The 11,661-nt window shown below is 72.4% G+C and carries 13 protein-coding genes; 8 read left to right on the plus strand and 5 right to left on the minus strand.

All coding sequences use genetic code 11. The annotated features are described in order from the left end of the window. Positions 1–82: 82 nt before the first annotated feature. Both N6H00_RS25940 and N6H00_RS25945 read left to right on the plus strand, forming a co-directional pair. Complete coding sequence (locus N6H00_RS25940; RefSeq protein WP_268974238.1) at positions 83–517, plus strand: DivIVA domain-containing protein; 435 nt, start codon at positions 83–85, stop codon at positions 515–517. Then, positions 514–1,110 (plus strand): DNA-3-methyladenine glycosylase I, encoded by a 597-nt coding sequence (locus N6H00_RS25945; RefSeq protein WP_268974239.1) that lies wholly within the window; start codon positions 514–516, stop codon positions 1,108–1,110. Before N6H00_RS25940 ends, N6H00_RS25945 begins: the two co-directional genes overlap by 4 nt. Before the next feature lie 41 nt (positions 1,111–1,151). Here the strand turns inward: N6H00_RS25945 and N6H00_RS25950 are convergent, their stop codons facing one another. After that, on the minus strand, positions 1,152–1,955 hold the full coding sequence (locus tag N6H00_RS25950; protein WP_268974240.1) for an enoyl-CoA hydratase-related protein: 804 nt from the start codon (positions 1,953–1,955) through the stop codon (positions 1,152–1,154). Between the two features lie 355 nt (positions 1,956–2,310). Between N6H00_RS25950 and N6H00_RS25955 the strand changes: the two genes are divergently transcribed. Next, positions 2,311–2,478, plus strand: coding sequence for a DUF3117 domain-containing protein (locus N6H00_RS25955; protein ID WP_003966491.1), 168 nt, complete (start codon positions 2,311–2,313; stop codon positions 2,476–2,478). Positions 2,479–2,652: 174 nt separating this feature from the next. Here N6H00_RS25955 and N6H00_RS25960 read toward each other — a convergent pair whose 3' ends face one another. Next, the gene (locus N6H00_RS25960) at positions 2,653–3,318 is read right to left on the minus strand and encodes an O-methyltransferase (protein WP_268974241.1); all 666 of its coding nucleotides are present in this window, start codon (positions 3,316–3,318) and stop codon (positions 2,653–2,655) included. A 130-nt stretch (positions 3,319–3,448) separates the two neighbouring features. Between N6H00_RS25960 and sigE the strand changes: the two genes are divergently transcribed. The 5 genes from sigE to N6H00_RS25985 all read left to right on the plus strand — a co-directional run bounded on the left by sigE (position 3,449) and on the right by N6H00_RS25985 (position 8,515). Beyond that, positions 3,449–4,231: an RNA polymerase sigma factor SigE gene (sigE, locus tag N6H00_RS25965; RefSeq protein WP_268974242.1), complete on the plus strand. Its 783-nt coding sequence runs from the start codon at positions 3,449–3,451 to the stop codon at positions 4,229–4,231. Then, positions 4,228–5,163, plus strand: coding sequence for an anti-sigma factor family protein (locus N6H00_RS25970; protein ID WP_268974243.1), 936 nt, complete (start codon positions 4,228–4,230; stop codon positions 5,161–5,163). Before sigE ends, N6H00_RS25970 begins: the two co-directional genes overlap by 4 nt. 302 nt (positions 5,164–5,465) lie before the next feature. Then, positions 5,466–7,166, plus strand: a complete 1,701-nt coding sequence (locus N6H00_RS25975; protein WP_268974244.1) for a S1C family serine protease — start codon at positions 5,466–5,468, stop codon at positions 7,164–7,166. Positions 7,167–7,266: 100 nt separating this feature from the next. After that, a complete protein-coding gene (locus tag N6H00_RS25980) occupies positions 7,267–7,737 on the plus strand; it encodes a sec-independent translocase (RefSeq protein ID WP_268974245.1) in 471 nt (156 codons plus the stop codon). Between the two features lie 118 nt (positions 7,738–7,855). After that, a complete protein-coding gene (locus N6H00_RS25985) occupies positions 7,856–8,515 on the plus strand; it encodes a hypothetical protein (RefSeq protein WP_268974246.1) in 660 nt (219 codons plus the stop codon). A gap of 87 nt (positions 8,516–8,602) precedes the next feature. Here the strand turns inward: N6H00_RS25985 and N6H00_RS25990 are convergent, their stop codons facing one another. Genes N6H00_RS25990 through N6H00_RS26000 form a run of 3 tightly spaced genes read right to left on the minus strand, consistent with a single transcriptional unit; the run spans position 8,603 to position 11,603 of the window. Continuing rightward, positions 8,603–9,757, minus strand: a complete 1,155-nt coding sequence (locus tag N6H00_RS25990; protein ID WP_268974247.1) for an Mrp/NBP35 family ATP-binding protein — start codon at positions 9,755–9,757, stop codon at positions 8,603–8,605. A gap of 42 nt (positions 9,758–9,799) precedes the next feature. After that, positions 9,800–10,330 (minus strand): DUF1003 domain-containing protein, encoded by a 531-nt coding sequence (locus N6H00_RS25995; RefSeq protein WP_268974248.1) that lies wholly within the window; start codon positions 10,328–10,330, stop codon positions 9,800–9,802. Then, the gene (locus N6H00_RS26000; protein WP_268974249.1) at positions 10,320–11,603 is read right to left on the minus strand and encodes a magnesium transporter MgtE N-terminal domain-containing protein; all 1,284 of its coding nucleotides are present in this window, start codon (positions 11,601–11,603) and stop codon (positions 10,320–10,322) included. The genes N6H00_RS25995 and N6H00_RS26000 overlap by 11 nt, the downstream gene beginning before the upstream one ends. Positions 11,604–11,661: the final 58 nt, after the last annotated feature.

Below are 11,661 nucleotides of genomic sequence, written 5' to 3' on the forward strand. Positions count from 1 at the left end.
AGGGGCATGGCACGATCGAGGCAGACAGTCATCGAGGCCGACCGACACAGACTCAACCATGCATCTCGGGGAGACGATCACCGTGTTCTTGTTCTTGCTGATCGCGCTGGTCGTGGTGGTCGGCGGGGTCACGCTCGCCGTCGTCGGTGGCGGTGACGGCCCGCTGGCCGAGGCACCCCCGGACCGGCTGGACGATCCGCTGCCCGCCGACCGGCCGCTGGCGCGCGGCGATGTGGAGGCGCTGCGGCTGCCCATGACGCTGCGGGGCTACCGGATGGCGGACGTCGACGATGTGCTGGGCCGCCTCGGCGCCGAGCTCGCCGAGCGCGACGCCCGGATCGCCGAGCTGGAGGCGGTGCTCGCGGGCGCGCCCCCCAAGCCGTCGTCGCCTCCCATCCCGTCGTCGCCACCCCAGCCGTTGTCGCCGCCCTCCGTGCCCGGCTCCGATCCGCTGGCGGGCCCCGAGGGTGGCGACCACGGCTTCCAGGCGCGCGGTGACGAAGGGCGTGGCGCATGAGCGGGCAGGGCGTGGTCCCGGGGCCGGACGGGCTGCCGCGCTGTCCCTGGGGCCTGGAGGCCGAGACCATGGCCGACTACCGCCTCTACCACGACACGGAGTGGGGCCGTCCGGTCCACGGCGATGACGCGCTCTATGAGCGGATCTGTCTGGAGGCGTTCCAGTCCGGGCTGTCCTGGCTGACGATCCTGCGCCGCCGGGAGGGGTTCCGGGCCGCCTTCGCCGACTTCTCGATCGAGAAGGTGGCGGAGTTCACCGAGGCCGATGAGCGGCGGCTGCTCGCCGACCCCGGCATCATCCGCAACCGGGCCAAGATCACCGCCACCATCGCCAACGCCCGCGCGGCGGCCGAGCTGGCCCCCGGTGAGCTGGACGAGCTGATCTGGTCCCACGCCCCGGACCCCGGCGGCCGCCCGGTCCCGCGGACCACCGCCGACGTCCTCGCGATCACCCCGGAGTCCACGGCCCTCAGCCGCGAGCTCAAAAAGCGCGGCTTCCGCTTCGTCGGACCCACCACCGCCTATGCGCTGATGCAGGCGTGCGGCCTGGTCAACGACCATCTCGCCGACTGCCATATCCGCGCCGCGGTCTGATCGCCCCGGCGCCCTGCGCCCGGCGGGCCGGGTCGAGCCGGTCAGCGGCCGGTGAACCGCGGCTTCTCCTTGTTCACGAAGGCGTTCACCGCGATGGCGTGGTCGTCCGACGCCCCCGCGCGGCGCTGAAGTTCGTCCTCCTTGCCCAGGGCCTCGGTGAGGGTGTGGCCCGCGGCGAAGGCGAGGGACTCCTTGAGCGCCGCATAGGCCGCGGTGGGGCCCTCGGCCAGTCGCCGGGCGACCGCCGCCGCCTCGGTGGCGAGTTCGGCGGCCGGCACCACCCGGTGGGCGATGCCCAGGTCGAGCGCCTCCTGGGCGTCGATACCGCGCGGGAAGAGCAGCAGGTCCGCGGCGCGGCCGTAGCCGATCAGCCGCTGGAGGGTCCAGGAGACCCCGGAGTCGGCGGTCAGCGCGACCCCGGCGAAGGACGTGTTGAAGGAGGCGGTGTCGGCGACGATCCGGTAGTCGGCGGCGAAGGCGAAGCCCGCCCCGGCGCCCGCCGCGACACCGTTGACGGCGGCGACCACCGGCTTGGGCATCCCGGCGATCGCGGTGACGATCGGGTTGTAGTGCAGCGACACCGTGCTCATGGTCGAGCCCTCGCCGCTGCCCTCGCGGTCGGCGGCCAGCAGCCCGATGTGCTCCTTGAGGTCCTGGCCGACGCAGAAGGCGCGGCCGGAGCCGATGAGCAGCACGGCCCGCACCGCCGGGTCCTCCGCGGCTTCCAGCAGCGCGTCGCGCAGCGCCACCTTGGTGTCGATGTTCAGGGCGTTCATCGCGTCGGGACGGTTGAGCGTGATCGTCGCGAGTCCCTCGGTGAGGTCGTAGAGCACGGTGTCGGCCATAGCGGTCCTCCGGGGATGGGGCTGGGTCGCGGGCGGCTCGGGCGGCGGCCGCACCGGCGGGGGCGTCACCGGCCCCGCCGCGGCGGTCAGCGCACAGCATGCCGGAGATCATGACCGACCGACATGTGACCTGCGTCAAAGAACCGACCCTTCGTTCGGTGACAGCGGGCGTACGCTACCGCGATCCCCTCCCCGAATTGGGTGGTTTTGGGCTGGCGCTCCGCACAGGCGTTGCCGACCGATGTTGGTCATCGGGTCGTGCCATGCGGGATAATGAGGGGGAAGCAACGTGTTCGATGCCGGTGACACCTGGGTTGTCGGCTGCGATGAGCTGGTTTCAGGAAGGGGAACGAGCATGGCGGCCATGAAGCCGCGGACGGGCGACGGCCCGCTCGAGGTGACCAAGGAGGGGCGGGGCATCGTCATGCGCGTTCCGCTCGAAGGCGGCGGTCGGCTCGTCGTCGAGCTGACACCGGACGAGGCCGACGCCCTCGGCGACGCCCTGAAGAAGGTCGTCGGCTGAAAGGCTTGAGGCCCCACCATCACCCGTGCGCTGCCCCGGCGGCCGGTACGTCAGGTACCGACCGCCGGGGCAGTGCTTGTTGAGGGGCCCGGTACGGGCCGGGGGCGCCCCGGCGCGAGCGCGGGAGCCTTGTCCGGGAGCCGCGGGAGCGGGGGACCGGCCGTCCCGGCCGTCTCAGCCCCGCTTGACCGCGCAGAGCAGACCGTCGCCGACCGGCAGCAGGGACGACTGGAGCACGGTGGACTCGCGTATGGTCCGCAGCAGCTCACGCACCCGCAGCACCTCGGTGGGCTGTGCGGCGGAGTCCACGGTCCGCCCGTTGGCGAAGACCCCCTCGAAGCAGACCAGCCCCCCGGGGCGCAGCAGGCGCAACGATTCACCGAGGTAGTCCAGGCATTCCAGCCGGTCGCCGTCGCAGAAGACCAGGTCGTATCCGCCGTCGGCCAGCCGGGGCAGTACGTCGAGGGCGCGGCCGGGGATGAAGCGCGCCCGGTTCCCGGTGAACCCGGCCGCGCGGAACGCCTGCCGGGCGAACTGCTGCATCTCCGGTTCGGTGTCCACGGTGGTCAGCACGCCGTCCGGACGCATTCCCCGCAGCAGATGGATGCCCGAGACGCCCGTCCCGGTGCCGATCTCGGCGACGGCCTTGGCGTCGGCGGCGGCGGCGAGCAGCCCCAGCGCGGCGCCGGTGCCGGCCGACACCGAGCGCAGCCCTGACTCCCGGGCCCGGTCGCGGGCCCAGTGAAGGGCTTCGTCCTCGGCGACGAACGCGTCGGCGAACGCCCAGCTCGTCTGCCGGTTGCCGGTAATGACCCTCTCCTGTCCCCGTAGTTGGCGCAACGGTGACTGTATCCGCTGCGCACGGGAACCCGCAGATGGGACCAGGCGTTGTAGAGGCCGGGGGGACCGTATGGATCACGACCAAATGCAGGCCAAAAATGCTTATCCGGAGCTAACGGGCGAGGTGGATATGGTAGGGGCTCTACTGGACACCACCAGAGCCGACAGGGGAGGTGCGGCTGCGGCCGGTGACCGGAGAGTGCTGAGGCGCTTTCGCAGGTCAGCGGGCGAGCCGAAATCCGTGACCAACAACGCTGACCGTTCCGGTTCCGCCGATTCCGCCACCACCGCGACCTTCGCCACGGACGCGGACGCGCCGGCGTGGACGCCTCCCACCTGGGAGGAGATCGTCAGCACCCACAGCGCACGGGTCTACCGCCTCGCCTATCGGCTCACCGGTAACCAGCACGACGCCGAGGATCTCACCCAGGAAGTGTTCGTCCGCGTCTTCCGCTCGCTGTCGACGTACACCCCGGGCACGTTCGAGGGCTGGCTGCACCGCATCACCACCAATCTCTTCCTCGACATGGTCCGCCGCCGGCAGCGCATCCGCTTCGACGCTCTCGGCGAGGACGCGGCGGAGCGGCTCCCCAGCCGCGAGCCCTCTCCCCAGCAGCACTTCAACGACACCCACTTCGACGCCGATGTGCAGCAGGCGCTGGACACCCTGGCCCCGGAGTTCCGCGCGGCCGTGGTGCTCTGTGACATCGAGGGGCTGTCGTACGAGGAGATCGCGGCCACTCTGGGCGTCAAGCTGGGCACCGTGCGCAGTCGCATCCACCGCGGCCGCTCGCATCTGCGCAAGGCGCTGAAGCACCGCGCCCCCGCGGCGCGGACCGCACAGCAGGAGGTCGCCGGGGTGGCGCCGAGTGTCACGGCCCCCCGGCTGAGCGGGGAGGTCGGAATCGCGTGACCCGATCAGGCGGTCCGTCCCCCGCCGAGCAGCATCTCGGCGACCGCCTTGCGGCTCTGGTCGACGGTGAGCTGGGGCATGACGCGCGCGAGCGCGTCCTCGCCCACCTCGCCACCTGCTGCAAGTGCAAGGCGGAGGCCGATGCTCAGCGTCGGCTGAAGAATGTGTTCGCCCAGACGGCGCCCCCGGCCCCGTCCGAGGGCTTTCTGGCGCGTCTGCAGGGCCTGCCGGCCGCGGGCGGCGAGGACGGTATGGGGGGCGGCTCCCCTTTCGGTTCCTCGGGCCTCTTCGGTCCGCGCGATATGCGCGGCACCTCGCGGGACGTCCGTGAGGTGCGCGATGTCCGGGAGCCGGAGGAGAGACAGAGACGGGAGCGGACGTTCGCCTTCGTGCCCGTGATGCCCCCGGGCACCGCGATCGCACCGGCGGCGTCGGCGCGCGCCTCGCGTCAGCGCGGCTTCAGGATCCATGAGGTGGAGCGCCCGGCCCCGCGCCGCAGGTTCGCTTTCGCGGCGGCCGGAGCGGTCTCCCTGGCGGCCTTCGCGCTCGGCGCGGCCCTTCCCCTGGAGGCGGCGGTCGACCCCCCGGGAGCCTCGGCCGACGGCGCCGACTCCGCGGTCACCCCGGTCGGCACCGATCCTGTGGTGAACGCGGGCGTCCGCGAGCGGACCCGCCAGGAAGTCGGGCTGCTGGCCACCACCGACACCCGGACGGTCACCCCGTCCCCCTCGGCCACCCCGCATCCACCGGCCCTGCGCCAGCCCGCCGGGGCGGCGCTGAATCCGCTGATACAGCCGATTCTTTCGGTCACGGAGCTGCTGCGGATGTCGAACTCCACGCCCCCGGCTCCCGCGCCGACCCAGCTGGAGGTCCCGTCCCGGCCCGCCTCGGGCAGCTCGCCGTATCCAGGGGCCACCCCGCCTTCGAAGTAGCACGCCGGCGAGGACGGCGCGTCTTCGCCGGTCATGACCTCGTCTGCGCGGATCATGACAAGGACATGCGGTCCGCCCTGCGCGAGCGACGCCGGACCTGGTTGAATCGCCCCCGGGCAGTGCGGCGGTGCCTTCGAGCCTCCGGGCGCTTGGACGTTCCGGCTCCGGGCACCTCCCGGCGGTAGCTTGGGGCAAGCTGTTGGGCGCCTGCCGTCATGCCCCGGGTGCTTGGTCTTTCCGGCTGGGGGCACCGCCCAGCGGTAGCTGGGGGAGAACCGAGCCCAAAAAAGGGGGGCCTGAACATGGACGAGCCGAAGCCGAAGTGGTGGAGCCGTCCGGCCGCGCGGCCCGGTGAGCGGCCGACCGGCGCGGTGGACGGCGCCGAGGGGCGTACCGTCGAGGAGCGTACGGAGCCGGCCGCCGCCGGGGCGCCGCCGGAGCCGCTGGACGGGCCCGAGGAGGGCCGGGCGCCCGAGGAGCGGTCGCCGCGGCCGCTGCACGAGCCCGACCCGTACAGCACCCCGCCCTACGGCGACCCCGGGCCCTGGGCCCCGGCCCCGCCCGTCCAGCACCCGGCGGCGACCCCCGCGCAGGGCACCCAGCTGCCGCCGGGGACGACCCAGGCGCCGCCCCCGGCCCCCGGGACGACCCCACCCCATGGCACCCCCCATGGCACCGTCCCGCCGCCCGCCGCGGGGGCCGTACCGCGGCAGAGCGCGCCCCCGCCCCTGCCGCACCCCGGGATGACCCCGCCGCACGGCACCCAGCTGCCCGCGGGGCCCGGAGAGCCCCACCCGGGCGCCCTGGTCGCGCAGCCCGCCCCGACCGCCCAGTGGCGCGGTTACGACCCCTGGGCCGTGGTCCCGCCGCCCGCCGCGCCGGCGAAGACGGTCTCCCGCCGCCGTGCCTGGCTCGCGGTGCTGCTGATCGCCTTGGTCGCGGGGTGTGTCGGCGGCGGTATCGGCGCGTACGCGGAGCGGGACAGCGCCTCCGGGGGCGTCGAGGTGAAGCTGCCGCAGGCCCCGGCCGAGAAGCAGACCAGGGCGCCGGACAGTATCGCCGGGATCGCCGCGCGTTCGCTGCCCGGTGTGGTGACCATCCATGTGCGCGGCAGCTCGGAGGAGGGCACCGGCACCGGCTTCGTCCTGGACAAGCAGGGCCATATCCTCACCAACAACCATGTCGTGCAGCCCGCCGGGACGGACGGCGACATATCGGTGACCTTCAACAGCGGCCAGGACGCCGACGCCGAGGTCATCGGGCGCGACGCCGGTTATGACCTCGCGGTCGTCAAGGTCGACGGGGTGTCCGGGCTCACCCCGCTGCCGCTGGGCAACTCCGACTCCGTGCGCGTCGGCGACCCCGTCGTGGCCATCGGCGCCCCCTTCGACCTGGCGGGCACGGTCACCTCCGGGATCATCAGCGCCAAGGAGCGTCCCATCACCGCGGGCGGCGAGGAGGAGGACGGCAGCGACGTCAGCTATGTCGACGCGCTCCAGACCGACGCCCCGATCAACCCGGGCAACTCCGGCGGTCCCCTGGTCGACAGCAAGGCGCGGGTCATCGGGATCAACAGCGCGATCCGGGCGGCCGACGACGGCTCGGGCCTCGGCGGCGGCCAGGGCGGCAGCATCGGTCTGGGCTTCGCCATCCCGATCAACCAGGGCAAGCGGGTCGCCGAGGAGCTGATCAACACCGGGAAGGCCACGCATCCGGTGATCGGCGTCACGCTCGACATGGGGTACACGGGCGACGGCGCCCGGGTGAACACCGAGGGCGCGGGCGGCGGCCCGCCGGTCACCTCCGGCGGCCCCGGTGACAAGGCGGGGATCGAGGCCGGTGACGTGATCACGGAGGTGGACGGCGTCCAGGTGCACAGCGGACAGGAGCTGATCGTGAAGATCCGCAGCCACCGCCCCGGGGACCGGCTGAAGCTCACCGTCGAGCGCGATGGCGAGGAGCACACCGCGGAGCTGACACTGGGCTCGGCGAGCAGCGGCTGACGCCCGATGTTGGTCCGGGCGTCTCCCGCGCCGCCCCCACCGCCAGGTACGGTGTTGAGTGGCCCAGGCCGGGGCCACAGACGTCTTGAGGAGCTGCAAGGTGCTGGACATAGGACCTCTCGAGCTTGTCGCGCTCGTTGTCCTTGCGGTGATCGTCTTCGGCCCGGACAAGCTTCCGAAGGTGATTCGGGATGTGTCGGGGTTCATCCGGAAGATCCGGGAGTTCTCCGACAGCGCCAAAGAGGACATCCGTTCCGAGCTGGGGCCGGAGTTCAAGGACTTCGAGTTCGAGGACCTCAACCCCAAGACGTTCGTGCGCAAGCATGTGCTGGACTCCGATGAACTGGGCCTGAAGGAGATCCGTAACGGCTTCGACCTCCGCAAGGAGATGGCCGAGGTCGCCGACGCGGTGAACGGCCGGGAGAGTGATCCCCAGCAGGGCTCTTCAGGGGCCTCGGGCAGCACTCCGCCGTCCCTGTCCAAGGGTGGCTCCAGCACGCCTGACCTGCTGCGCAAGCGCGAGGAGCCGAAGCGCGACGAGCATCCGCCGTTCGACTCAGACGCCACTTGATCCCCCCGTATGCGGGGGCTGGTTGACCCGTATGGCTATCCTCCCTTTGTCCGGGGTGAGGGTCGCCCGAGGGGGGCGGGCCGCCCACGACGCAGGGCAATGAGGAGGCCGCGCGCACATGGAGACCACGGGTCGGCTAGGGGTACGAGGGGTTGCGGCGGCCACGCGAGGGGTGCCCGCCGAGGCCCGGCGGAGCGTCGAGGGCTATCTGATGGCCGACTTCCCCTGGTACGGACTTGACGAGGCGTTCACCGGACCCCGCTGGCTGATGCAGGTGGGCACGGCCGCCGACGGCATCGTGGAGTACGGCTCGACCGGCCATGGCGAGGAGCCGTCGCTGCGGGTCGAGACCGAGATGGACCAGCAGCGCTTCACGGTGGTCGTCACCGTCGCCGGCCGCCCGGTGCGGGACAGCGCCGACGGCACCGGCAAGCTGGAGGCCACCTCGGTCTCCTCCGCCGCCTGGCTGGCCGGCTCCGGTCTGCTGTCGTGCACCTGGCCCACCCGGATGGAGCGGGCGCTGCGCCAGGACTGGCTGGACCAGCAGACCGCGCTCGCCTGGGAGCTGGCGGACGATCTGGCGGGTGAGGGCTGGTCGGGGCTGTCCCTCCCGGTGGACGGAGTGCCGGCCGACTTCCACTACCGCGAGTCGGAGTACGGCTGGGTGCTGGCCGGATCGGCGGGCCAGAACGTGCACATCGGCGCGTACGGGCGCGGGATGAGCGCCTACGGCCTGGGGTTCGCGGTGGTCAAGGACATCACCCGCTACGACGCGTAGCGGCCGGCCCATGGCATGGGCGCATACGGCGGGGGCGGCCCTTGAGGAGGGCCGCCCCCGCCGTATGCCGTGCCGGGCCGCGTGGTCTCAGAACTTGTTGCGCGGGGTGACGCCCAGGGACATGCCCGCGAGGCCGCGCTGCCGTCCGCCGATCTTGCCCGCGATCGCCTTGAGCGCGCTGCCCGCAGGGGAGTCCGGGTCGGTCAGCACGACCGGCTTGCCCTCGTCGCCGCCCTCGCGCAGCCGTACGTCGATCGGGATGGCGCCCAGCACCGGCACCGTCGTACCGGTGGTCCGGCTGAGCCCGTCGGCGACCAACTGGCCGCCGCCCGTGCCGAAGACGTCGACCATCTCGTCGCAGTGCGGGCAGGGCAGCCCGGACATGTTCTCCACCACGCCGACGATCTTCTGATGGGTCTGGACGGCGATCGCGCCGGCCCGCTCGGCCACCTCGGCGGCGGCCTGCTGCGGCGTGGTCACCACCAGGATCTCGGCGTTGGGCACCAGCTGGGCGACGGAGATCGCGATGTCGCCGGTGCCCGGCGGGAGGTCGAGCAGCAGCACATCGAGGTCGCCCCAGTAGACGTCGGCCAGGAACTGCTGGAGCGCGCGGTGCAGCATCGGGCCGCGCCAGACCACCGGGGCGTTCCCGGGGGTGAACATCCCGATCGAGATCACCTTCACGCCGTTCGCCGACGGCGGCATGATCATGTTCTCGACCTGGGTGGGCCGTCCTTCGGCGCCCAGCATGCGGGGCACCGAGTGACCGTAGATGTCGGCGTCGACCACACCGACCTTGAGCCCGTCGGCGGCCATCGCGGCGGCCAGGTTGACCGTCACCGAGGACTTGCCGACCCCGCCCTTGCCGGAGGCCACCGCGTAGACCCGGGTCAGCGAGCCGGGCTTGGCGAAGGGCACCTCGCGCTCGGCCTGGCCGCCGCGCAGCGAGGCGGCCAGCTCACGCCGCTGCTCATCGCTCATCACCTCGAGGCTGACCGTGACATCGGTCACACCCTCGACCCCGGCGACCGCCGTCCGCACGTTGCCGGTGATCGTGTCCCGCATCGGGCAGCCGGAGACCGTGAGGTAGACCACCACCGCGACCGAGCCGTCCGCCGCGATCTCGACGGATTTGACCATGCCGAGTTCGGTGATCGGCTTGTGGATCTCCGGGTCGTTGACCGTGGCGAGCGCGGCGCGCACCGCGTCTTCGCTCGGCGCTGGGAGGGTGTCGGTAGCCATACGGAGATGGTACGGCGCCGCGAGCGGGGTGCGGGATGGCCGTCAGCGGTCGCGTTCCTCACTCGGCCGGGTCTCGCCGTGGCCGCCCGGCCGCGGGGCGGCCCGTCCGCCGTCCGGCTCCTGGCGCAGGTCCTCCAGCTGGTCGCGGAGCCAGTCGCGGGTGGCGACCTCGCCCAGGCCGGTCCGCAGCGCCGCGATCTCCCGGGTGAGGAACTCGGTGTCGGCGATGGACCGCTCGTTCTGTTTACGGTCCCGTTCGAGGTTGACGCGGTCGCGGTCGGCCTGCCGGTACTGGGCCAGCAGGATCAGCGGGGCGGAGTACGACGCCTGGAGGGAGAGCATCAGCGTCAGGAAGATGAACGGGAAGGGGTCGAACCGCAGCCGCGGCGGCGCCAGGAGGTTCCAGGCCAGCCATAAGGTGACGAAGACCGTCATCCAGGCGATGAACCGCCCGGTGCCCAGGAAACGCGCGATCCGCTCCGACGCCTTGCCGAACGCCTCGGGGTCCCAGCGCGGCAGCGGGCTGCGGCGCCGCGCCCTGGGCCGGTCCAGACGGCTGCTGTCACCGTCCATCGGCGGTCTCCGGCAGTGCCATGCCATTGTGCAGCTCGCGCTCCCGCCAGTCGGACGGCAGCAGATGGTCCAGCACATCGTCGACCGTCACCGCGCCGAGCAGGGAGCCGGTCTCGTCCACCACGGGCGCCGCGAGCAGGTTGTAGGTGGCCAGATGGCCGGCCACGACGGGCAGCGAGGTGTCCGGCGGCAGCGTCGGCAGATCGGTGTCGACGGACGAGCCGACGAGGGTGAACGGCGGGTCGCGCAGCAGCCGTTGGAAGTGGATGGTGCCCAGATAGCGTCCGGTGGGCGTCTCGTCGGGCGGGCGGCACACATACACCTGGGCGGCGAGCGCGGGGGTCAGGTCCTGTTCGCGCACCCGGGCGAGGGCGTCGGCGACGGTGGCGTCCGGGCGCAGCACGATCGGCTCGGTCGTCATCAGACCGCCCGCCGACCCCTCCTCGTACGACATCAGCCGGCGCATGTCCGCCGCGTCACGGGGGCGCATCAGGCCCAGCAGCCGCTCCTTGTCGGGTTCGGGCAGCTCGGAGAGCAGATCGGCCGCGTCGTCGGGGTCCATGGCTTCCAGGACGTCGGCCGCGCGCTCCTCCTTGAGCTTGCCGAGGATCTCCACCTGGTCGTCGTCGGGCAGCTCCTCCAGGACGTCCGCGAGCCGGTCGTCGTCCAGGGCCGCCGCCACCTCGCCCCGGCGCTTCGCGGACAGGTGGTGCAGCACATTGGCCAGGTCGGCGGGGCGCAGCTGCTCGAAGGTGGCCAGCAGGTTCTCCGCGCCCTGCCCCTGCTCCTCCAGTGAGAAGCCGGTGACCGCCGACCAGTCCACGGTCAGCGTCTCGCCGCGACGGCGCAGCGCACCGGTCTTGCCGCGGCGTATGAAGACCTTGTCGATCTCCCACTCGCGGCGCGCGGGCAGCTGGGTCATCGACACGTCGAGGACCGTGACCGCCTCCCCGGTCTCGACCAGCCGCACCGTGCGGTCGAGCAGTTCGCCGAGGACCAGGGTCTCGGTGGGGCGCTGTTCGAAGCGGCGCATGTTGAGTACGCCGGTGATGATGACCTGGCCGGACTCCACACCGGTCACCCGCGTCATGGGCAGGAAGATCCGGCGGCGGCCGACCACCTCGACCACCAGGCCGAGCACCCGCGGCGGGCGGCCGGCCAGCCGCAGCATCGCCACGACATCGCGCACCCGCCCCACCTGGTCGCCGTTCGGGTCGAAGACGGCGACGCCCGCGAGATGCGAGACGAAGATCCGGGGGGCGCCTGCCGGCATGCCCTGCCTCCCCTCGTATGTGGGGTTTCGCGGCGATATACGGTACTGATTCGCTCTT

The organism is Streptomyces sp. S465 (assembly GCF_026898115.1).
Taxonomy (GTDB): Bacteria; Actinomycetota; Actinomycetes; order Streptomycetales; family Streptomycetaceae; genus Streptomyces; species Streptomyces luomodiensis.